We start from the raw sequence: 20971 nt of genomic DNA on the forward strand, positions 1-20971 counted from the left end.
CTCCGGCCTCGCGCCCAGGACCGGCTCGTTCACGCTTGCCCGGGTGACCGGCGCGGAGCAGGCTCGAAGGTGACGAAGGAGGTCGTCATGGCTACCGGAACACGCCCCGCCTTCGACACCGACACACTGCGCCGGGGTCTGGAAGGCCACACTCCCGAGACGCTGCTGTCTCTCTACCAGGACGACGCCGAGATCCGGGTCGTCAACCGTGACGCCACCCCCAGCCGCCCCCGGGTCGTGTCCGGCCGGGCCGCGATCGGCGAGATGCTCGCCGACGTCTACAGCCGGGACATGACGCACAAGCTGGAGCGCTGCGTGGTGCAGGGCGATCAAGCCGCCTTCAGCGAATCCTGCCGGTATCCGGACGGACCGCGCGTCCTGTCGGAGTCGATGGTCACGCTGCGGGACGGCAGGATCTCCGAGCAGGTGATGATCGAGGCCTGGGACGAATGACGACGGACGACAGCGCGGTCACGGCGGGGACCGGGGCCGCCGGTCCCCCCGATTGCGCGCGGCCTGCTGCGCGGGGGAGGACACGCACCGTGGTCGGGCGTGGCCGTTAGCGAGCGGATGCGGGCGGCCGGAACGGCTGGCCGGCATCCCGTCGTGACGCGCCCCTGGCTGTGCCGGACCAGGGCCACTAACCTGCTCCTCGTGCCGGTCGATCAGGCGTCAACGGGCGCCTTCCAGCTCACGTGGGAACTACGGAAGCATGGTTGGGCCAGGTGTCATCTGGCCGAGGGATCGCGGCGTACTTCGCTCACGGTGAGTTACTGCACGGACGCGCTGGCGGACCTCGTCTCCGCGGCCGGGCTGCTGTACGGGGAGCGGCGCACGGCACGGTTCTTCTTCGACGCCGAACCGCAGGAACTGCGCTGGGTGGTCCGGGCGGGCGAGGAGGGCGCCGCGGACGAGGTGGACGTCACCGTCTACCAGTTCCCCGACGTGGGCGTCAGTCCGGCGCTCCCGGACGCCGAGGGCACGGTGCTGTGGCGGTCGGCCCATCCGCGGGGGGTGTTCGCGCACGCCGTGCTGGCCGCGGCGCAGGGCGTGCTCGCCGAGCACGGTGAGGCCGGCTACCGCGCGCGGTGGGTGCTGCACCCCTTCCCGGCCGGCCCGCTGCAGGACCTGCGCCGCCTGCACCTGCGGTACGACGCCTGCCGTCTGCCGCACTGACCCGGGCGCCGGCCGCACCGCTCGCCGGAGCGGCTGATTCCGGGCGGTCGGCGTTCCCGGCGGGCGTGCCGCTCCGTTTCCTGGGGGAAGCAGCGGGCAAGCGGGCGGCATGACGGGTATATCGACGACGTGGCGCGCCCGGAGCACCGCTCGGCGCGCCGCCAACAGCACCGCGATGGACCGTGCGGCCCGGGCCGGTTTCGCGGCACGCGGCGTGCTCTACCTGCTCATCGGGCTCATCGCGCTGCGCGTGGCGTTCAACGAGGACGGCGGCAAGCAGGCGGACCGTTCCGGCGCGCTGGCCGAGATCGCCGACAAGCCGTTGGGCTCGGTGCTGCTGTGGACGCTGGGCATCGCCACGGCCGGGATGGCGCTGTGGCGGCTGTCCGAGGCGGCCTTCGGCGCGTCCGGGCCGGACGGGCACAAGGCGCACAAGCGTCTGTTCTCCGCCTGCCGCGCCGTCTTCTACGGCTTCGTGGCCTACTCGGTGCTGGCCTTCGCCGCGCATCACGGCAGCGCCGGGGGCGGGAACTCCTCCGACCGGCAGTCCAAGGACTTCACCGCGAAGGCGCTGGAGATGCCGGCGGGCCGCTGGCTGGTGGGCGCCGTGGCGATCGGGGTGATCGTCGCGGGCGGCTGGATCCTCGTCCGGGCGGTGCGGCGGAAGTTCCGCAAGCACCTCAAGACGGCGGAGATGAGCCACCGTGTCCGCCGGACCGTCGACGTGCTCGGCGTCAGCGGCGGCGTGGCGCGCGGCGTGCTCTTCGGCACGATCGGCGTGTTCGCGCTGGTCGCGGCCGTCCGGTTCGACCCCGACAAGGCGAAGGGCATGGACGACACCCTGCGCGCCTTCACCCAGACCTCGGCCGGTCCGTGGCTGCTGGTCGCGATCGCCGTGGGGCTGGTGGCCTTCGCCGGCTTCTCGTTCGCCAGCGCCCGCTACCGCAAGACCTGACGGCACCGTCCGTCGCGCACCGCTGCGTCCGCCGCCCCGCCGCCGACCGGGGCGGCGTTCTCATGCGCCGGCCGGGCCTGCCGCATCAGCGCGGTGGGCCCGCGGCCGCCGGAGACGCGGCGCACGGGGGCGGCGACCGGGTCCCGGTGGGTGGAACCGCAGCGGCCCGCCCTACCCACGGGCCCGTGAGTACGAACGCTCATGCCCGGGCCCTCGCGGCGGCCGTAGCGTGCGGGCATGGCGAAGAACATCGGCCGGCGGCAGGGCCGTCCCGTGCGGCGTTACGTGGGCCTCGGCATCGGCATCGGCGTGGGCGCCGTCCTGATGACGCGGTTCGGGCCGGTGCCGGTGCAGACCGCGGCGCGGGTGTGGGAGCAGGTCGCGGCCCGCGCGGTCGCGGTGGACCCGCAGCGGCTCCTCCCCCACCACAGCCCGCCGGGTCAGGCCGCGGCCACCTACCGGGCGACCACGGTGTGGTGCCGTGAGCGGGCGGGACGGGCCGGCGCGCTGGCCCGCCGGGCGGCGAAGGCGGCCCCGGCCTACGCGACCCTCGCCGCGCGCCGCCCGTCCCGCCGGCCGCCCCGCTCCCGCCGCCCCGGCTCCGGCCCCGTCCCCTGACCTCGCCGCGGCACCCGCCCGGCAGCCAACGGCCCCCGGCGCCTGTCCGTGGCACCCCCGACGCAGCCCTTCACGCCCCGCGGCCGGGGCACCGCCCGTCGCAGCCCGCTCACGCGCCGCGGCCGGGGGACTTCCTGCCGCTCACGGCTGCCGTGACGGCGCAGAGGAGCGCGGTGCCGGCCAGGGAGCCGATGGTGATCATGGCGACGCCGACGGCGAAGAGGCCGCTGGCGTCGTCCGACCAGTCGTACCAGGCGGCCGCGGCGAGGCCGGTCGTCGTCCCGAGCACTGCGCCCGTGAACCAGCGGCGGTAGGCGGCCCACAGCACGGGCGGGAGGAGGGTGAGGACCAGGCCGATCACCTGCCAGGCCTGGTACGGGCCGGTGGTGGAGCCGTCCGGGTGGACGTCGTAGTGCTGGTCCCAGCCGAGCCAGGCGGCCCAGAGGGCTGCCGCCACGACGGCGAGGAGGAGTGCCACGAGGACGTGGCGGAGGGCGGAGGACGTGATCGTTCGCTCGGTCATGGGCCCATCGTGGACGTCCGCCCCCGTCCGTCCGCAGAGTGCGCGTACTCAGTCGGGAGTGAGTACCCCGACGCCGTGGCCGGGGCGGACCGGGCGGGCCAGGAGGCGCCGGCGATCGCCCTCAGGGCGGCGAGGTGGCCGGTGAGGGCGGTGCGGCCGGTGGTGGTGAGGCTGAGCCAGGTGCGGGCGCCGGAGCGGCGGGCGGTGAGGTGACCGGCGTCGCGGAGGGCGGCCAGGGCGGCGTCGGCCGCCTCGGCGGACACCGCGAGGTGGTCGCGGACCGCCCCCCGCTCCGCCGTGTGGCAGCCGGCGAGGAAGGCGAGCGCCGTCAGGTGGACCGGGTCCGCCAGGAGGGCGTCGAGGGCGGGGACGTGTGCGTCGCGCCGCTTCACCGGTGCGCCTCCAGCTCCGCCAGACGGGACGCGAGCCGGGCGTGACCGGCGGCCACGGAGGTCTCCCGCCACCAGGTCGCGGCGGCGCACAGGACGCCCAGGACGAGGGCCCCGCCGGTCCGGCCGAGCGGGACGAAGGAGAGGCCGCCCAGGATCACGGCGGCCGCCTGCGCGCCGTCGCGGAGCACCCGCTGCCCGGTGGTGCAGGCGGGCGGCCGGGGGTGGACCCGCCTGCCCACGACGCGCGTGGCGTACAGGGCGAGGAAGGCGAACACCAGCGCGCAGACCAGGAGTTGGAGGCCGAGGCGGAGGGGGCGGCTGTCCGCGGTGTGCAGCGGGGGAGCCGTGGCCAGGGTCGCGGCGGCGCCCAGGGTGAGGGCCGTCGACGGGATCCACCGGCGTGGCGGCGGGGGCGCGACGGCCGCGGTGAGGAAGGCCCGGTCGGCGGCGAGCAGCGCGGCCCGGGCCTCGGCGGGAGTGACGAGGACCGCCGCGGCCGGTCCCGTGCCCGGCGTCGCCCCCCGGCCCGTCGCCGGACCGGCCGGCTGGTCCGTACCCGACATGCGCCCACCCCCGTGAAGTCGTGAAGTCGTGGAGTGCCCATGGCTCCTGCCGAGGGGCAGCGTAGTCAGCCGACCCCGCGGGGGTCGGGCGTCGGCGGCGTCCCGCCCGTTAGGCTCCGTGGCATGACCAATGCTGAGGGTTCGGTGTTCGACGTCGAGATCGGTGCGCTGCGGGGCGGGTCCGCGGAGCTGGGCCGGTTCGCCGGGAACACGGCGCTGCTGATCGTCAACGTGGCGTCCAGGTGCGGTCTCACGCCGCAGTACAACGGGCTGGAGAAGCTGCACGAGCGGTACGCGGAGCGCGGGTTCGCCGTGCTGGGCGTGCCGTGCAACCAGTTCATGGGGCAGGAGCCGGGGACCTCCGAGGAGATCGCGGAGTTCTGCTCGGCGACGTACGGTGTCACCTTCCCGATGACCGAGAAGGTGGACGTCAACGGCGAGGACCGGCACCCGCTGTACCGGCGGCTGACGGGATTCCCGGACGCCGAGGGCCACAGCGGGGACGTCCGCTGGAACTTCGAGAAGTTCCTGGTGGACGCGGACGGCCGGGTCGTGGCCCGCTTCGCCCCGCAGACCGAGCCGGAGTCGGACGAGGTCGTCTCCGCGATCGAGCGGGTACTGGGCCGATAACCGCCCCGCGTGCGGTTGACCTTGCCCCTGGGGCAGGGCCCAGTCTCCCCGTCACCGGGCCGAGGGTCCGGTGACGGAGGAGGCCATGGGCATGGACGCGGGCGAGGACGAGCTGATCAGCATCGGCGTGTTCGCCGCCAGGGTCCGGCTGTCGGCGAAGGCGCTGCGGCTGTACGACCGGCTGGGGCTGCTGCCCCCGGCGTACGTCGACCCGGTGAGCGGCTACCGCTACTACCGGCCCGAGCAGGTGGAGCGGGCCCGGACGATCGTGCACCTGCGGCATCTCGACATGCCGCTGGCGGAGGTCGCCGAGGTGGTCGCGCTGATGGGCCGGGACGGTCCGGCGGCGGCCGAGCGGGTGGGCGCCTACTGGGCGGACGTCGAGGCGCGGCTCGCCGGGCAGCGGGCCCTCGTGGACTTCCTCCGTGCGCGACTGGACGGAAGGACCTCCCTGATGAGCGAGCGGTACACGACGGAAACGGCGGACGTGCCCGGGTGCACGGTGCTCTCCCTGAAGCGGCACGTCCTGGTGGGCGAACTGCCCGCCTGGATCGGAACCACCCTGGACCGGCTGCACGCGGTGGCGGCCGAGGAGTGCGGAGGCGTCGCGGCGGCGCCGTTCGTGGTCTACCACTCCGAGGTGTCGCAGGAGAGCGACGGGCCCGCCGAGGTCTGCGTCCCGGTGCGGGACGCCCGGGCGGCACGGGAGTGGGCCGCGCGCCACGGCAACGGCGTGGGCGTGCGCGAGGAGCCCGCGCGGCGGCTGGCGTACACCCGCATCACCAAGGCCGAGGTGGCCCAGCCGATGATCCTCAACGCCTTCGAGGCGGTGGAGCGGTGGATCACCGAGCGGGACCTGCGGGTCGCCGGACCGTGCCGTGAGGTCTACTTCGCCGACTGGGCGGCGGCGGGGCCGACGGACCCGGTGTGCGACGTGGCGTACCCGGTGCGGACGCCGTCGGGTCCCTGAGGGCTCCGCCCCACGGCAGTGGCCGAACCCTTGGGCGTCCGGGGCGCCTGGGGCCTGTCCGGCGGATCTTGCCGTTCTTGCTGCCGGGTGCCCCTGTCACCGCGACCCACGTGCATGATCCGTCGGACAGGGCCTAAGGGATCGGCAGGGCGTCGTCGGGCTCCGGGCACGGGGTGCCGCGCTGCATGCGGTAGCGGGCGGCGAGGTGGTACGTGCCCGGGCCGGGGGCGTCCAGGACGGTCCAGGCGACGCCCCAGGCGTCCTCCTCGCCGGGCGCCAGGCAGCCGTGGACGTTCCGGCCGTCCGGCCCGGGCGGCGGAAGCAGCTCCCCGTCGGCGTCGTAGAGGCCCAGCCACGGGGAGTGGGCCACCCGCACCGTGTAGCGGCCGGCGCGCGGCACCCGGACGGTGAGTTCGCCCTCGTCGGCGCGCAGGACCTCGGCCGGCGCGTCGGCCAGCGGGGTGGGGTCGACCACGGCGTACAGCCGCCAGTTGTCGTCGGCCCACACCTCCTCCAGGTACGGCAGGCCGCCCTCTATCAGCTGGCGCTCCCGGCGGCCGCCCTCGCCGTCCGGCGACCCGTGCAGGGGCAGCACCACCTGGTGGACGGCCCAGCGGCGCAGCCACGCGCGGTAGGTCCCGGCGTCCAGCGTGCCGTCGTAGAAGAGCGGGTTGCGTTCCCGGTCGGCCTGGCGGTTCCAGCCGCGGGCCAGGTTGACGTAGGGGACCAGGGCGGAGGACTCGGCGTGCGAGCTGGCGGGGACCACCTCGACGCGGCCCGTCCGGGCGTCGTCGCGCTGCAGCCGGTCGACCAGCGGGGCGAGGTCGCGTGCCCAGATGGCGTCCGGCTTCATGCTGATCACGTCGTTGACGGTGCTGACGCCGACCCAGGCGGTGAACAGCGTGAAGGAGGCCAGCACCGCGTACCGCCCCCGGGAGCGCGGCGCGGTGGCCGGCAGCGCGGCGAGCAGGGCCACGCCGGCGAACATCATCGGCAGGCGGGTGATGTTGGAGCCGATCTGGGAGCTGACCGCCCACACCAGCAGGGCCGCGACGGCGTAGACCAGGCAGGTGGTCCGCACGGTCCGCCACTGCGCCGGGGCCACGGCGTACACCAGGAGGGCCGTGGTCACCGGGAGCACGGCGGTGAGGATGCCCATCGGCTGCGTCCCGGAGAACGGGAACAGCCAGGCGGAGGCGGCGACCACCACGGACGGGCCCAGCCCCAGCGCCCACGCCCCGGGGCGGCGGCGCTGGAGGAACAGGGCGACGGCGATCAGGCCGAGGAAGAGCCCCGCCACCGGTGACGCCATGGTGGCGAGGGCGGCCGGCGGGGCCACCCACAGCGCCTTCGCCCACCGTCGTGGCCGCCCGCGCAGCGGCAGGCAGAAGACGCCGGCGACGGCGGCGAGCGCGAACAGCACGCCGAGGCCGAAGGTGACGCGGCCGGAGATCGCGTTGCAGAGCAGGCCGAAGACGCCGGCGAGCGCGGCCGGCCACACCTGGCGGTGACCGGGGCCCGGGCGGGTGCGGCACAGGATCAGGGTGAGCAGCCCGGCGGACAGCGTGCCGGAGAGCATCATCGTGGTCCGCACGCCGAGGACGTGCATCAGGTAGGGCGAGAGCACGCTGTAGGAGACCGGGTGCATGCCGCCGTACCAGGCCAGGTTGTAGGCCGAGTCCGGGTGCCGGCCGACGAACTCGGCCCAGGCGTCCTGCGCCGCGAGGTCCCCGCCGCTGTTCGCCACCGCGAAGAACCAGACGACGTGCAGGACGCCGGTCAGGGCGGTGACGACGGTCACCGGGTGGCGGAGGAGGCGGCCCGGGCGGGCGCGGCGGGTCCGGGACCGCCCGGCCGCGGACCGGTCCTCGGCCCCGGCCTCCGCCGGTCCTGGCTTCGTCCCAGGTCCTGGCTTCGTCTCCGGTCCGGGCTCCGTCCCCGGCCCGGGCTCCGTCCCCGGCCCGTCCGGCGCGGACCGCGGCGCCGGTACGCGGTCGGTGCCTGGACGCGCGGCGGGCGCGGCCCCGTGCGCGGGGCCCGTGCCGTCCGTGACGGTGGACGGCGTCTCCGTCGGTTCCGCTGTGCTCACCTGGACGAACTCCTCTGCCCCGGGCGCCGGTCCCGCTGCCCCGCGCGGTCACGGCACAGCCCGGCGACGCTAGCACGGCGCCCCGTGCGGGCCCGCCGGACGGGGCGGTTCGCACGGGGCGCGGGTGCAGCGGCGGGTGCGGGCCGGGCGGTGGCCGGCCCGCGTCCTCAGGAGACGCGGGTCAGCCTGGCTCCCGTGGACGGCTCCTGGAGGTCGCTGCCGAGCTGCACCGGCACCTTCACGGCGCCGCCCTCGGCGTCGCCGACGGTCAGCGAACCGACCTTGGTGCCCTCGGGGGCGGCGTGCGGCATCGTCGGGTCGGGGGCGAAGGTCAGCCGGACCTCGTGGCCCGCCCAGCCGACCGCCTTGACGTCCTCGGAGACGACCACGGGGGTGCGGCCGCCGAGCCGGTCGTCGACGTACCCGACGACGTCGCCCTTCTTGAGGATGGTCTCCGCCTCCAGCGCGTCCTGGGTGGCGAGCATCGCCGTCTTGGACACGGCGTTGACGGTGTCGAGGATGAACGGCTTGTGCTGCCCGAGGACCGCCCCGACCAGCGTCACGGTCTCGCCGTCGACGTCCTTGGTGGCGGCGAAGAGCAGGTTGCCGCCGGCCTTGGTGGTCGAGCCGGTCTTGATGCCGATGGCGCCGTTGTAGGGCACCAGGGTGTTGTAGTTGTAGTGGATCCGGCCCGAGGGGTCCTTCCAGGAGCCCTTGTTGGTGATGTCCACCATGGCGGGCATCTTCATCATCTCGACGCCCAGCTTCACCTGGTCCTCCGCCGTGGAGACGGTCGTCTCCTTCAGGCCGGACGGGTCGGTGTAGGTGGTGTTCCTCATGCCGAGCTCGGCGGCGGTCTTGTTCATCTTGTCGACGAACGCGGCCTCCGAACCGGAGTCCCAACGGGCCAGCAGTCGCGCGATGTTGTTCGCGGACGGGAGCATCACGGCGGACAGCGCGTCGCGCAGGGAGAGCTTCTGCCCCTCCTTGACGGTGTTCAGCGTGGACTCGTCACCCGTCTTGTCGTAGCCGCCCTCCTTCTCGGCGAGCGCGTCGACGGGGACCGAGGGACCGTCCTCGCCCTTCTTGAGCGGGTGCTCCTTCATGATCACGTAGGCCGTCATCGACTTGGTGACCGAGGCGATCGGCACGGGCTTCTGGTCGCCGAACTTGTCGACCGTGCCGATGCCGGTGACGTCCATCCAGCCCTGGCCCTCGTCCGGCCACGGCAGGGCGACCGGGTCGCCGTCGAAGCGGAAGGACTCCTCGGCGGTCAGCACCAGGGAGGGCTCGGGCAGCGGGCGGACCATCTGGACGACCGCGAGCACGATCGCCAGCAGCACCAGCAGCGGTGTCCAGATCTTGACCCGGCGGACCATCCGGCGCGGCAGGGTGTCCGGCGGCGGCGGTGTGTTGGTCAGCTCGGCCAGCAGGTCCAGCGGCGGCTTGGGCGGCAGCGGCTGCTGGGTGGTGCGCTCGGGGCCGATGTGCGGGATCGCGGTGGTCTCGGTCGACGCCGCGGCGGGGGCGGCGGGACCCGCCGGTGAGCCGGGGCGCGCCGGGGCCGCCGGGGGCTTCCGGGTGGGTGCCTGCGAGCGGTCGCCGACCTTCAGCTGGGTGGTGGGCTGGTCCACCGGCGGCCGGGCGGCGGGGCGGCCGCCGAGGCGGATCGCGGTGGTGGGCTGGTCCACCGGCTTGCCCGGGCCCTTGCCCTTCGCGTCCGGCCCGGCGGCGGGGGGCGCGACCTTGCCGAGGGTGCGGGTCGCGTCGCCCTTCTCCTCGGCGGGCAGCGGTCCGGCCGCCCACCCGGGACGCCGCGGCCCCGAGGGGGCGTCCGCGTCGGGGGCGTCCGCGTCGGAGGCGTCCGCGTCGGAGGCGTCCGCGTCCTCCGGCTCGACCTCGCGGTCGGCGTCGGCCGCCTCGACCTCGCGGTCGGCATCGGACGCCTCGGCCTCGCGGTCGGTGTCGGACGGCGCGTCCGCGTCCGCGGTGCCGGAACGCTCGGCGGCGTGGTCCGCCTCGACCTCGCGGTCGGCGTCGGACGGCGCGTCGGCGTCGGCGTCCGCGTCCGCGTCCGCACTGCCGGAGCGCTCGTCGCCGGCGTCCGAGGCGTCGACCGCGGCCTCGCGGTCGTCGGACGGCGCACCGGCGTCGGCGGTGCCGGAACCCCCGGCAGCGTCGTCCGCGGCGGCGGCCGTGCCGGACCGCTCCTCGGCGGCGGTGCCGGACGTCCCGTCGGTGTCGTCAGCGATGTCGGTGTCGTCAGCGGCGTCGGTGTCGTCGTCGGCATCGGCATGGGTGCCTTCGACGGCCCCCGGCGCGTCCACGGCGGGCTTCGGGGCGTCCGCAGGGGCGTCCTCGTCCGTCTCCGGGTCCCCTGCCGCACCGGCCGTGCGCACGTCAGGGTCAGCGGCCCGCACGTCCTCGTCGGCGTCCGCCACCGCCTCGTCGCCGTCCCGCTCCTCGTCCACACCGGCGGCGGCGGTACCGGACTCGTATCCGTCCCGGTTCTCGTCCGCCGGACCGTCGGCGTCCACGGCGGGCTCGTCCTCGGGGTCACGGGCGCCGGACGGGACCGCGTCGCTGATCCCGTCGGACGGCTCCCCGCCCGGGCCGGCGGCCGGGGCGTCCTCGCTCACGCCGGCCGCCGCACCGTAGGCCGGCACGTTCCGCACGGCGGAGTCCTCGGCACCGTCCGTCTCCACGGCCGGCTCGTCCCCGGCCTCGGCCACACCGGCCGGGACCGCGTCGGACGGCTCCTCGTCCTCCCGGTCACCCACCGGGGCGCCCTCGCCCGCGCCCGCCGCAACGCCGGACGCGGGCACCGCCTGGTCACCGGTGGGGTGGTCACCGGTGGGGTCGTCCGCGGGCTCCCCGGCGGCGGACGACCCGTCCGCGTCGCCGGTGGCGGCAACTCCGTCGGCGGACTCCCCGCCGGCACCCAGACTTGACGCGTCTGCGTCAGACGGCTCCGTGAGGCCCTCGGAGGACGTTCCGGCGGCCCCGGGGCCCTCCGGCCGCTCCAGGGCCTCCTGGGCGCCCTCAGGGCCGTCCACGGCCGTCGAGGACCCGTCGCCCTCCACGGAGCCACCGGACAGGCCACCCGCACCGGCCGCGTCGGACGCCTCGTCCGGCTCCCCGGCCTCGTCCGCGTCGCTCCCGGAGGGCGGATCGGCCACGGCGGTACGGGCGAAGGCGGCGCGCGGATCGGCGGCGGCCGACGCCGCGGCGGTCTCCGCAACCGGTTCCCCCGTGCCCGGCGTCACACCCGCCGAGGACTCTCGCTGCTTCGACCTGTCGGGGGACTCGCCCGCCACCTGTGCCTCCTCCATACGCCGCACTCCCCGTGCGCCTGCCCAACCAGCCGACCGTGAACGTCGGCGGCCACCGTCCGGACCAGGGTCCAGTCTCGCGTCAGCGCTCCCGGCCCTCCCGCAGGGACGAGAACGACATACCTGCCGGTTCCATCCGATAGCGGACTCGCACTCTCGACAGATGAGTGTGAGAGGGGTCACCCTGTCGTACATCCACGCGGGGAGGCATGGATGGGCAGGAGCCGCAGAACACTTCCGGAGGAGCTTCTGCTGCTGGCGTTGGACCCGGCCACGGGTACCACTGCACAGCCGCAGTCGCTCGACCTGGGTCTGGCCGGAGCACAGCTCGTCGAGCTGGCCATGGCCGGACGGATAGCCCCGGACGGGGATCGTATCTCCGTGGTGATGCCACGGCCGACAGGAGATCCGACTCTGGACCACGCACTGGAGTTGCTGCGCAGACGCGGCGCCCCGGTCCGCGCGGTCCACTGGATAGGCGGGCCCCGGCTGGGGCTGCGCCAGACGTACCTCGCGCACCTGGAGCGGTGCGGCATGGTCCATGCCGTCGCCGGTCCGATGTGCGGAGTACTGCCGACGACTCGCTACCAGGCGACGGACACGGCGATCAGCCGGGAGATCAGAGCCCGGCTGGACACGGCGATCAAGACGGGCGTCCCACCGGACCCCCGCACCGCCGCGCTCGCGGCGCTGGCCCACGCGGTCGGCCTCGGCAAGCACCTGTACCCGGGCAACGAGGGCCGCTCGGCCCGTTCCCGGCTGCGGGACCTGATCAGGCACGACCCGATGGGCGGCCTCGTCGCGCACGCGGTCATGGACGTCCAGAACGGCGCCGCGGCGCAACCACGCCGCGCCCAGGCGCCGGCCGCCCGCACGCCGGTCCCGGCGCACGGGCGGGCGAACGCTCCGCAGCAGGCGGCCCGGGGGGTGGCGGCCCAGCCGCACCCGGGTCCGATGGTGCGGGCCGTCGCGCGCTGACCTCGGCACGGGCACATGCCCGGACGGGCGGCGGACCTTCCCGGTCCGCCGCCCGTCCGGGCATGACCCGTTCCCCGGGGCCGTCGCCGCGCATCGACGGGCCGGTCGTCAACCCAAGGCGTCAAGCCGAACCCGAAAGCGTGAACCGCCCTCGCGGATCCGCTCCGGGGAAGGACGCCGGGTGACCAGGACGTCACGCGTGGGCAGCGATTGTGCGCCGTTTCCCAGCGGCGGCCCATACCCAGGTGGCAATCTGCTGAACAGCAGATACGCAAAGTTGAGGTACGCAGCCGGAGGTGCCGTCCGTGGCGTCCAGTGTCAACCCCACCGTCAGGCGCCGCCGCCTGGGCCAGGAGCTCCGCAGGCTCCGTGAGCAGAAGGGCATGACCGCCGAGGAAGTGGCGGAACGGCTGCTGGTCTCGCAGTCGAAGATCAGCCGGCTGGAGAACGGCCGCAGGTCCATCAGCCAGCGCGACGTCCGCGACCTCTGCGGGGTCTACGAGGTCGATGACCAGCGGATCGTCGAGTCGCTCATGCAGATGGCCAAGGACTCCCGCCAGCAGGGCTGGTGGCACTCCTTCGGCGACATCCCGTACAGCGTCTACATCGGCCTGGAGACCGACGCGGCCAGCCTGCGCGTCTACGACCCGCAGGTGGTGCCGGGGCTGCTGCAGACGCGGCGGTACGCGGAGTCCCTGATCACCGGGGCGCTGCCGGAGACGGCCGCCGCGGACATCGAGAAGCGGGTGCAGGTGCGACTGCGCCGGCAGCAGCGGATCAACGCCCGCGAGAACCCGCTGCGCCTGTGGACGGTGCTCGACGAGGCGGCGCTGTGCCGGATCGTGGGGAACAAGGCCGTGATGCGCGAACAGCTGGAGCACCTGGTCGAGCAGTCGGAGCTGCCGCACGTGACGGTGCAGGTGATCCCGTTCACCATGGGCGCCCACCCGGGGCTCAACGGCCAGTACGCGATCCTCGAGTTCCCCGACGCGTCGGACTCCAGCGTGGTCTACATCGAGGGCGTCACCAGCGACCTGTACCTGGAGAAGCCCAACGACGTGCAGAAGTACAGCGTGATGTACGAGCACCTGCGGGCCCAGGCGCTGAACGTGGAGCAGTCACGGCAGTACATCGAGGACATCGCGAAGACCTACGCGTGAGGCGCCGCGACCTCCTTCACGCTGGGTGACGTCGTCACCCCTATCGGTTGCCCCTGGACTTTGCCAACGGCAAAAGGAGGAACCGTACACGCACAACTGGCGGTGCCGTAGGGGCTATTGGTACATGCCATCCTCATGAGTGAATGGACCCCTCCGAAACGCGGGGCGGCGAGTAGCGTCGATCACGCCAACGGTCACAGCCAGTTGGCAGAGATCACTCGCATCGTCACCCTCAGTCAACTCGGAGTAAAAATGGCTATTCGTCAGGGCGCCACCCCCGCGTGGACCAAGTCCTCCTACTCGACCGGTAACGGAGCGTGCGTGGAGGTCAAGTCTCCGGTGCGCGAGGAGCTCGCGGTGCGGGACTCCAAGGTGCCGGCGGGCCCGACCCTCGCCTTCCCGGCGGGTTCCTGGAGCGCGTTCGTCTCCGGGGTCAACCGTGGTGCGTTCGGCGGGATCTGACCGACCGCCGCGACAGCGGGCCGCACCGGCCCGGCACCATGGGCACCACCTGTACGGCCCTCTCGTCCGGCTCGCCGTCCTGGCCGAGGGGGCTCGCCCATGCCGGAACCGGTCGACGGAACCGGTCGTCGGAACGGGCGGTCAGCGGGGGTAGCGGGCCAGCCAGCCGGGGGACGCGTAGGTGGGCCCGTGCAGGGCCGGTCCCTGGGTCATCTCGACCGCGAAGTCGTCGGCCAGCACCACCAGGGTGGGGCGGCCCTCGAGTTCGGCCAGCCACGCCGGCGGCAGCGCCGTCTCCCCGTGGAGCGCCCCCAGCAGTCCCCCGGTCAGTGCCCCGGTGACGCTCGCCCGACCGCCGAGGTTCACCGCCAGGCACAGGGCGTGCCGCACGTCCTCGCCGTCCAGAGCGCAGCGCACGGCAGCCGCCAGGACCTCGTCCGCACCCGCGTCGGCCCCCAGCGGGTGCGGCGGCTCCTCGGCGCCCGCCAGGGCGGCCTCCAGGGCCTTGACGACCTCCTGGTGGCCGGGCCAGGGCTCGACCGCCCCGATCGCCGTCCGCACGGCCTGCGGCAACTCGTCCCCGCGTGCCAGGCCGTGCACGGTGACCGCGTAGGCACCGGCCGCCAGGCAGGCCGTGGGGTGGCCGTGTGTCTGCGCGGCGCACTCCACGGCCAGTTGGGCGACCAGTCGCGGCTCCCAACCGACCAGCAGGCCGAACGCCGCGGACCGGGCCGCCGCGTGCGGGCCGCGCTCGCGGGGGTTCCTGGGCTCGGCGGGCGTGCCCATGGTCCTGGCGCGCAGCGCCAGCAGGGTCGGGCCGTGCGGGTCGCGGCGGGTGTAGAGCCATTCCTCGCGTGCCAGCCAGCCGTCGTCGTCCCGCCGCTCGTCGGGGCCCCAGTCGTCCTGGGTGACCGCCCAGCGGCGCCAGGCGCGGTGCAGGTCGCTGGGCGGGTGCCAGACGCCGGTGTCCCGGCGCACCTGGGCGCGGATCAGTCCGTCCACGGTGAACAGCGACAGTTGCGTGACGTCGGTGACGGCGCCGAGCCGGCCGTACGCGGGGACCGGCGCGGCCAGCCCCTGGGGGCCGTGGGCGGCCACGATCTCGGCGGGTGTCAGTCCGTCCAGCGGTGCGCCCAGCGCGTCGCCCACGGCCGATCCGAGCACGACGCCGCGCACCCTGCTCCGGAAGTCCTGCAACTCGGCCCGGCCCCACGCACCAGCCACCGCCCGACCTCCCACGGCCGTCGTCCACGCCTGCGGAGCGAGGCCCGGGCCCCGTCCCCTGCCGACGCTAACCGGCCGCCGGGCCGGTCGGAACGGGCATTTCCGGCCGATGTGCACGTAGGTCCGTACCGGACGGGCGCGCCTCCACGAGATCCACCCCGGATGCGCACAGCGGAGCCCCGCGGGTCCGCGCGGAACGACGCCGGCGCCCGCCCCCCGCGCTGGCGGGGAGCGGGCGCCGTACCGTGGCGGGTTCCGCCGGAGTCAGTACCGCAGCCGGGGGATCCGCTCGGCGTCGACCACGCCGGTGAACGCCCGGACGTTGTCGACCGCCCCGTGGAGGTACTCGCCCCAGCCGTCCGCGGTGCGGCCGCGGCCGACCTGCAGGGGGCCCTCGGCGGACCAGGGGGCGTCGAAGGACGCCTCGTCGCCGAGCTGGCCGTCCACGTAGAGCCGGACGGTGTCGGCCGAGTCGTCGTGCACCACGGCGATGTGGTGGCCGTCGCCCTTCCCGCCGTCCGCGGCCACGATGCGCGAGGCCACGGTCTCCTCGGCGTCCGTCCCTTCGCCGTCCGTCACGACCAACTGCCACGCGTGGGCGGCGGGGTCGTAGCGGACCTTGAACGCGTCACCGTGCTCGCCGCCCTGGGAGAGCACCGTCATGGGCCCTGCCGGTTCCCTGTCGGCCAGCCGGACCTGGGCGGCGACGGTGAAGCTGCCGGACGTGTCGACGACCGGTCCCCCGGTGGCCGCGTGGCCGGTGGATCCGTCCAGCTCCAGGTGGGCGTCGCCCACCAGGGCGGGCGGACCGGGAACGCAGTCCGGGTCGATCCAGCAGTCCGGGTCGTCCACGTACCGGAAGACGGTGGCGCCGTCGTGGAGCGTCAGCGGGCCGTTCGCACCGCCGGGCGCGGCGCCGTCGGTCACCGACTCGAAGTCCCAGGCCCCGGCGTCCTGCGGCTCCCGTTGCGCCAGCGTCGCCGCCTCCGCGCCGACCACCACGCGGTCCCAGACCCGGACGTCCGCCAGGTCGCCCTGCCAGCGCTGCCCGCCGTCACCGCGGGCCCGGCCGAGCTGGAAGGCGCCCGGCGCCTCGACGGGGTCGGCCTTCGCCGGCTCGCCGACGGCCTTGCCGTCGACGTAGAGGCGCAGGGTGTCGTCCTCGGTGTCGAAGACGCCCAGGACGTGGGCCCAGTCGCCGGTCTCGGGGCCACCGCCCGCGACGGTCGCCCCGCCGAAGGTGAACGCCCAGTCGGCGTCGCCGTCCGCGGTGGGCCTCAGCCCCAGGGTGAAGGCGGAGGTGCCGTCACCGGCGTCCTGGCTCGCGACCGTCATGGCGCGGCCGGTGCGGCCCGGGCGGACCCAGCCGCCGACCGCGAAGGTCTTCTCCCCGTCCACCACAGGCGCGTCCGTGGTGAGGTAGCCGTTGCCCGCCCCGTCGAGGTGCGCGCTGCCGGTGACGTCCGTGCCGTAGGGGCCGGCGTCCGTGAACGTCACGCCGTCCTCCGCCCGCAGGGCCGGGCCCGTCCCGGCGGAGGCGTCGGTGAGCTTCCAGTGGGCGACGGGGGCGCGGCCCTCGGCGACCAGGAACCGGTGGGTGACGGCGGTACTGGGGTTGCCGGCACGGTCGACCGCCCTGACCGTCAGGGAGTCGGGGCCTTCCTCCTGCGGCATGAGGCGGATCGTCGCAAGGCCGCCCGCCTCCTCCGGTTCCACGGTGCGCTCGGATTCGCCGGTGAACCGGTACCGGTAGGCGACGACGTCGTCGGACGGCGAGTCGAAGGTGAAGCCGCCGTACACGCCGACCCCGTCGTGCCAGGCGGTGTCGTCGTAGCGGTCCGAGGTGATCGTCGCCGGCTCGGGGTGTTCGGTGTCGATCCGGAACTGGCAGAGGTGGCCGTCCGCTTCGTCGCTCCAGGAGGACGTCGCCCCGTGCTCGCCGACGGCCCGCGCCCGCCAGGAGACCAGGGTGTCCGCGGGGATGTCGAAGGACGGGGTCAGCCGGAACGGGGTGCCCGGGATGCTCGCGGTGGTGGTCAGCGTCTCGCGCCGCTCGGCACCCTCCGCGTCGGTCCACCACACCTCGATCTCGGCGCCCGCCCAGGCCCACGCGTCGGGGTTCCGCAGCGTGACCTCGAGCTGCGGCTTCTCCCCCACGTACGGCGCCGAGTCCCCCTGCGCGCAGGCGCTGTAGCCCGTCCTGAGGTCCTCGACCCGCGGCTGCGGCAGCGGGGTCTCCGCCGCCGACGCCACCCCCGGTGTCGCTCCCAGCAGCGCGACGGCCGCCAGGGCGACCACGCCCCGTCCGCGCCGGCCCATGACGTTCATGTGACATCCACCCTTGTCGTGTGCTTGGCAAAGCGGGGCCGAACCTAACAGGGGTTACCGACGGTCCGTCATCGATTTACCGGCCAGAACCCCCCTCCCTCTGACCGGACGCCCGTGTTTGCCCAGCTCGTGCCGCTCGTATGCTCGGGGGATGACGACTTCCGCCAGCTCCGGAACCGGCCGCCCCACCGAGAACTCCATGCGCCGTGCCCTCAGGCGGGCGCGGGACGGGGTCGCGCTGGACGTGGCCGAGGCGGCGGTGCTGCTGCAGGCGCGCGGGGCGGACCTCGACGACCTGTGCGCCACCGCCTCGCGGGTGCGGGACGCGGGGCTGGAGGCGGCCGGACGGCCCGGCGTCATCACGTACTCCAAGAGCGTGTTCATCCCGCTCACCCGGCTGTGCCGGGACAAGTGCCACTACTGCACCTTCGTCACCGTCCCCGGCAAGCTGCGGCGCACGGGTCACGGGATGTTCATGTCGCCGGACGAGGTGCTGGAGGTCGCCCGGCGCGGGGCGGCGATGGGCTGCAAGGAGGCGCTCATCACCCTCGGCGACAAGCCGGAGGACCGCTGGCCCGAGGCGCGCGAGTGGCTGGACGCGCACGGGTACGACGACACCATCGCCTACGTGCGGGCGATCTCCATCCGGATCCTGGAGGAGACGGGCCTGCTGCCGCACCTCAACCCGGGGGTGCTGAGCTGGACGGACTTCCAGCGGCTCAAGCCGGTCGCCCCGTCGATGGGGATGATGCTGGAGACGACGGCGACCCGGCTGTGGTCCGAACCGGGCGGCCCTCACCACGGCTCCCCCGACAAGGAGCCGGCCGTGCGGCTGCGGGTGCTGGAGGACGCGGGCCGCTCCTCGGTGCCGTTCACCAGCGGGATCCTGCTCGGCATCGGCGAGACGTACGAGGAGCGCGCCGAGTCGCTGTTCGCGCTGCGGAAGGTGGCGCGGGCGTACCACTCGGTGCAGGAGCTGATCATCCAGAACTTCCGCGCCAAGCCGGACACCGCGATGCGCGGCATGCCGGACGCGGAACTCGACGACCTGGTCGCGGCGGTCGCGGTGGCGCGGGTCGTCATGGGGCCGTCGGCCTGCCTGCAGGCGCCGCCGAACCTGGTGGACGCCGAGTACGAGCGGCTGATCCGGGCCGGCATCGACGACTGGGGCGGGGTCTCCCCGCTCACCATCGACCACGTGAACCCGGAGCGGCCCTGGCCGCAGATCGACGAGCTGGCCGAGCGGTCCGCGGCGGCCGGCTTCGAGCTGCGGGAACGGCTCTGCGTGTACCCGGAGTTCGTGCGGCGGGGCGAGCCCTGGCTGGACCCGCGGGTACTGCCGCACGTGCGGGCGCTGGCCGACCCGGCGACCGGGCTCGCGGTGCCGGACGCGGTGGTCGAGGGGCGGCCCTGGCAGGAGCCGGACGAGGCGTTCACGCCGTCGGGCCGGACCGACCTGCACCGCACCATCGACTCCGAGGGCCGCACGGCCGACCGGCGTGACGACTTCGACGAGGTGTACGGCGACTGGGAGTCGCTGCGTGAGGCCGCGGCCCCCGGCATGGTCCCGGAGCGGATCGACGGCGACGTGCGGGCGGCGCTGCGCACGGCGGCGGACGACCCGACGAAGCTGACCGACGAGGAGGCGCTCGCCCTGTTCCACGCGGACGGGGCGGCGCTGGACGCGCTGTGCCGGGTCGCCGACGACGTGCGCAGGTCGGCGGTCGGCGACGAGGTGACGTACATCGTCACGCGGAACATCAACTTCACCAACGTCTGCTACACCGGCTGCCGTTTCTGCGCCTTCGCGCAGCGCCGCACCGACGCCGACGCGTACACGCTGTCGCTGGAGCAGGTCGCCGACCGGGCCCAGCAGGCGTGGGAGGTGGGCGCGGTGGAGGTCTGCATGCAGGGCGGCATCCACCCGGACCTGCCGGGCACGGCGTACTTCGACATCGCGCGGGCGGTGAAGGAGCGGGTGCCGGGGATGCACGTGCACGCCTTCTCCCCGATGGAGGTCGTCAACGGCGCCACCCGGACCGGGATGTCGATCCGCGAGTGGCTGACGGCCGCCAAGGAGGCCGGGCTGGACACCATCCCGGGCACCGCGGCGGAGATCCTCGACGACGAGGTGCGGTGGGTGCTCACCAAGGGCAAGCTGCCCACCGCCACCTGGGTCGAGGTGGTCACCACCGCGCACGAGCTGGGCATCCGCTCGTCCTCGACGATGATGTACGGCCATGTCGACCAGCCGCGGCACTGGCTGGGGCACCTGCGGACGCTGGCCGGCATCCAGCAGCGCACCGGTGGGTTCACGGAGTTCGTGACGCTGCCGTTCGTGCACACCAACGCCCCCGTGTACCTGGCCGGCATCGCCCGCCCGGGTCCGACCACCCGGGACAACCGGGCGGTCACGGCGATGGCCCGGCTGCTGCTGCACCCGTACATCCCAAACATCCAGACCAGCTGGGTGAAGCTGGGGACCGAGGGCGCGGCGGAGATGCTGCGGTCGGGCGCCAACGACCTGGGCGGGACGCTGATGGAGGAGACCATCTCCCGGATGGCGGGCTCCTCCTACGGCTCCTACCGCTCGGTGGCCGACCTGGTGGCGATCGCCGACGCGGCGGGGCGTCCGTCCCGGCCGCGCACCACGCTGTACGGCGAGGTCCCCGAGGAGCGGCAGCGCGCGGCCGCCGCCTCCGACGGCCACCTCCCCGAGCTGCTGCCGGTCCTGGACTGACACCGGCGGGCCGGCGCCGGCGGACGGGACAGGGACCGGTTACCGGTACCGGTACCGGCGGGACCGGTAACCGGCGGGTGGTCCCGGTCCGGCGGGTCGCCGGGCCGGGCCCCTGGTCAGGGGCGGGGAGGGTCGCCGTAGGATGATCCGACTCTGTTCCCGCCGCGGCCCGTGTCCGGGCCCGTTGCTGAGGAGATGCGTGCACGTGGCTGCTCGAGGGCTTCCCACCTGGGCCTGGGTGACCGGCCTGACCAGCGCGGCGATCGTGGTGGTCATCGGACTGGCCGTGCAGGCCGGCTCGGGGCCCAAGCCCGCCGCCCTGGACGACCGGAGCCCGGTGGCCTCGGCCTCCGAGACGCCCCGGCCGAAGAAGTCCCTCTCCGAGGGCGGTGAGGACGGAGCGGAGACCGCCGCGACGTCGGTGCCGCCGGAGTCCGGGACCGGACGGCGGCTCGTGTACGGCCTGGAGGCCGACCGGGTGTGGCTGGTCGACGCCGGCGACAAGGCGCTGCGCAGCTTCACGGTGTGGCCCGGCACGCTCGACCCGGAGCCCGGGGAGTACCAGGCGGGCACCCGCACCGCGGCCACCACCGGCTCCGACGGGGTGGCCATCGAGCACGTCGTGTACTTCGCCTTCTCCGGTGGCGTGAACTTCGCCTTCTCGCACGCGGAGGACGGCGCCTCGCCCGCCCCCGCCGACGGCAAGCAGACGGCCGGCGTCCGCATGAAGGTGGAGGACGGCACGGCCCTGTGGGAGTTCGCCTCCACCGGCACCCCGGTGGTCGTCGTCCCGTGACGGCGTCCCGGCTCGGCGTCCCGTGACGGACTTCG

At 74.6% G+C, this 20971-nt stretch carries 18 protein-coding genes; 11 read left to right on the forward strand and 7 right to left on the reverse strand.

Features of this window, described 5'->3' with window-relative positions:
* Positions 1 to 87: 87 nt before the first annotated feature.
* The 4 genes from Sfr03f_RS00960 to Sfr03f_RS00975 all read left to right on the forward strand — a co-directional run bounded on the left by Sfr03f_RS00960 (position 88) and on the right by Sfr03f_RS00975 (position 2749).
* Positions 88 to 453: a nuclear transport factor 2 family protein gene (locus tag Sfr03f_RS00960; protein ID WP_108951932.1), complete on the forward strand. Its 366-nt coding sequence runs from the start codon at positions 88 to 90 to the stop codon at positions 451 to 453.
* 312 nt (positions 454 to 765) lie between these two features.
* Positions 766 to 1176 (forward strand): hypothetical protein, encoded by a 411-nt coding sequence (locus Sfr03f_RS00965; protein ID WP_245967325.1) that lies wholly within the window; start codon positions 766 to 768, stop codon positions 1174 to 1176.
* Between the two features lie 109 nt (positions 1177 to 1285).
* Positions 1286 to 2131, forward strand: a complete 846-nt coding sequence (locus Sfr03f_RS00970) for a DUF1206 domain-containing protein (RefSeq protein WP_372514338.1) — start codon at positions 1286 to 1288, stop codon at positions 2129 to 2131.
* Positions 2132 to 2368: 237 nt separating this feature from the next.
* A complete protein-coding gene (locus Sfr03f_RS00975) occupies positions 2369 to 2749 on the forward strand; it encodes a hypothetical protein (protein ID WP_108951724.1) in 381 nt (126 codons plus the stop codon).
* 109 nt (positions 2750 to 2858) lie between these two features.
* Here the strand turns inward: Sfr03f_RS00975 and Sfr03f_RS00980 are convergent, their stop codons facing one another.
* The 3 genes from Sfr03f_RS00980 to Sfr03f_RS00990 are packed head-to-tail and all read right to left on the reverse strand — an operon-like array spanning position 2859 to position 4227.
* On the reverse strand, positions 2859 to 3272 hold the full coding sequence (locus tag Sfr03f_RS00980) for a hypothetical protein (protein ID WP_108951725.1): 414 nt from the start codon (positions 3270 to 3272) through the stop codon (positions 2859 to 2861).
* A complete protein-coding gene (locus Sfr03f_RS00985; RefSeq protein WP_218028118.1) occupies positions 3269 to 3664 on the reverse strand; it encodes a transcriptional regulator in 396 nt (131 codons plus the stop codon). Before Sfr03f_RS00985 ends, Sfr03f_RS00980 begins: the two co-directional genes overlap by 4 nt.
* Positions 3661 to 4227 carry a hypothetical protein gene (locus Sfr03f_RS00990; protein WP_108951726.1) on the reverse strand — a complete coding sequence of 189 codons (567 nt, stop codon included), beginning with the start codon at positions 4225 to 4227 and terminating at the stop codon, positions 3661 to 3663. Before Sfr03f_RS00990 ends, Sfr03f_RS00985 begins: the two co-directional genes overlap by 4 nt.
* Positions 4228 to 4350: 123 nt before the next feature.
* Between Sfr03f_RS00990 and Sfr03f_RS00995 the strand changes: the two genes are divergently transcribed.
* Together Sfr03f_RS00995 and Sfr03f_RS01000 are read left to right on the forward strand one after the other, a co-directional pair.
* Positions 4351 to 4857 carry a glutathione peroxidase gene (locus tag Sfr03f_RS00995; protein ID WP_108951727.1) on the forward strand — a complete coding sequence of 169 codons (507 nt, stop codon included), beginning with the start codon at positions 4351 to 4353 and terminating at the stop codon, positions 4855 to 4857.
* Positions 4858 to 4942: 85 nt separating this feature from the next.
* Positions 4943 to 5827 carry a MerR family transcriptional regulator gene (locus Sfr03f_RS01000; RefSeq protein ID WP_435841896.1) on the forward strand — a complete coding sequence of 295 codons (885 nt, stop codon included), beginning with the start codon at positions 4943 to 4945 and terminating at the stop codon, positions 5825 to 5827.
* Positions 5828 to 5960: 133 nt separating this feature from the next.
* Here the strand turns inward: Sfr03f_RS01000 and Sfr03f_RS01005 are convergent, their stop codons facing one another.
* Entirely contained in the window at positions 5961 to 7916 is a 1956-nt protein-coding gene (locus tag Sfr03f_RS01005) for a DUF8823 domain-containing protein (RefSeq protein ID WP_435841897.1), read from the reverse strand.
* A 167-nt stretch (positions 7917 to 8083) separates the two neighbouring features.
* A complete protein-coding gene (locus Sfr03f_RS01010) occupies positions 8084 to 11248 on the reverse strand; it encodes a D-alanyl-D-alanine carboxypeptidase (RefSeq protein WP_108951729.1) in 3165 nt (1054 codons plus the stop codon).
* Between the two features lie 213 nt (positions 11249 to 11461).
* On the opposite strand from Sfr03f_RS01010, the gene Sfr03f_RS01015 reads away from it, so the two are divergent.
* From Sfr03f_RS01015 to Sfr03f_RS01025, 3 genes are all read left to right on the forward strand, one after another.
* Entirely contained in the window at positions 11462 to 12226 is a 765-nt protein-coding gene (locus Sfr03f_RS01015) for a GOLPH3/VPS74 family protein (RefSeq protein WP_108951730.1), read from the forward strand.
* A gap of 305 nt (positions 12227 to 12531) precedes the next feature.
* Positions 12532 to 13386 (forward strand): helix-turn-helix domain-containing protein, encoded by an 855-nt coding sequence (locus Sfr03f_RS01020; RefSeq protein ID WP_108951731.1) that lies wholly within the window; start codon positions 12532 to 12534, stop codon positions 13384 to 13386.
* Positions 13387 to 13638: 252 nt separating this feature from the next.
* Positions 13639 to 13848: a DUF397 domain-containing protein gene (locus Sfr03f_RS01025; protein WP_108951732.1), complete on the forward strand. Its 210-nt coding sequence runs from the start codon at positions 13639 to 13641 to the stop codon at positions 13846 to 13848.
* A gap of 141 nt (positions 13849 to 13989) precedes the next feature.
* Here Sfr03f_RS01025 and Sfr03f_RS01030 read toward each other — a convergent pair whose 3' ends face one another.
* Both Sfr03f_RS01030 and Sfr03f_RS01035 read right to left on the reverse strand, forming a co-directional pair.
* The gene (locus Sfr03f_RS01030) at positions 13990 to 15072 is read right to left on the reverse strand and encodes an ADP-ribosylglycohydrolase family protein (protein WP_108951733.1); all 1083 of its coding nucleotides are present in this window, start codon (positions 15070 to 15072) and stop codon (positions 13990 to 13992) included.
* Positions 15073 to 15336: 264 nt separating this feature from the next.
* Complete coding sequence (locus Sfr03f_RS01035; RefSeq protein ID WP_245967326.1) at positions 15337 to 17400, reverse strand: LamG-like jellyroll fold domain-containing protein; 2064 nt, start codon at positions 17398 to 17400, stop codon at positions 15337 to 15339.
* 151 nt (positions 17401 to 17551) lie between these two features.
* Here Sfr03f_RS01035 and Sfr03f_RS01040 point away from each other — a divergent pair, with 151 nt between their 5' ends.
* Together Sfr03f_RS01040 and Sfr03f_RS01045 are read left to right on the forward strand one after the other, a co-directional pair.
* Complete coding sequence (locus Sfr03f_RS01040; RefSeq protein WP_108951734.1) at positions 17552 to 20140, forward strand: bifunctional FO biosynthesis protein CofGH; 2589 nt, start codon at positions 17552 to 17554, stop codon at positions 20138 to 20140.
* A gap of 205 nt (positions 20141 to 20345) precedes the next feature.
* Positions 20346 to 20936 (forward strand): hypothetical protein, encoded by a 591-nt coding sequence (locus Sfr03f_RS01045; protein WP_170145007.1) that lies wholly within the window; start codon positions 20346 to 20348, stop codon positions 20934 to 20936.
* The last annotated feature ends 35 nt before the right edge of the window (positions 20937 to 20971 follow it).

This window comes from Streptomyces fragilis (assembly GCF_003112515.1).
In the GTDB taxonomy this organism is placed as follows: Bacteria; Actinomycetota; Actinomycetes; order Streptomycetales; family Streptomycetaceae; genus Streptomyces; species Streptomyces fragilis.

Bases quoted from the DNA above. Each gene is read 5' to 3' on its own strand.
- Sfr03f_RS00960 (WP_108951932.1), top strand. From the start codon at position 88: ATGGCTACCGGAACACGCCCCGCCTTCGACACCGACACACTGCGCCGG.
- Sfr03f_RS00970 (WP_372514338.1), top strand. From the start codon at position 1,286: ATGACGGGTATATCGACGACGTGGCGCGCCCGGAGCACCGCTCGGCGC.
- Sfr03f_RS00975 (WP_108951724.1), top strand. From the start codon at position 2,369: ATGGCGAAGAACATCGGCCGGCGGCAGGGCCGTCCCGTGCGGCGTTAC.
- Sfr03f_RS00980 (WP_108951725.1), bottom strand. From the start codon at position 3,272: ATGACCGAGCGAACGATCACGTCCTCCGCCCTCCGCCACGTCCTCGTG.
- Sfr03f_RS00990 (WP_108951726.1), bottom strand. From the start codon at position 4,227: ATGTCGGGTACGGACCAGCCGGCCGGTCCGGCGACGGGCCGGGGGGCG.
- Sfr03f_RS00995 (WP_108951727.1), top strand. From the start codon at position 4,351: ATGACCAATGCTGAGGGTTCGGTGTTCGACGTCGAGATCGGTGCGCTG.
- Sfr03f_RS01000 (WP_435841896.1), top strand. From the start codon at position 4,943: ATGGGCATGGACGCGGGCGAGGACGAGCTGATCAGCATCGGCGTGTTC.
- Sfr03f_RS01010 (WP_108951729.1), bottom strand. From the start codon at position 11,248: ATGGAGGAGGCACAGGTGGCGGGCGAGTCCCCCGACAGGTCGAAGCAG.
- Sfr03f_RS01015 (WP_108951730.1), top strand. From the start codon at position 11,462: ATGGGCAGGAGCCGCAGAACACTTCCGGAGGAGCTTCTGCTGCTGGCG.
- Sfr03f_RS01025 (WP_108951732.1), top strand. From the start codon at position 13,639: ATGGCTATTCGTCAGGGCGCCACCCCCGCGTGGACCAAGTCCTCCTAC.
- Sfr03f_RS01035 (WP_245967326.1), bottom strand. From the start codon at position 17,400: ATGAACGTCATGGGCCGGCGCGGACGGGGCGTGGTCGCCCTGGCGGCC.
- Sfr03f_RS01040 (WP_108951734.1), top strand. From the start codon at position 17,552: ATGACGACTTCCGCCAGCTCCGGAACCGGCCGCCCCACCGAGAACTCC.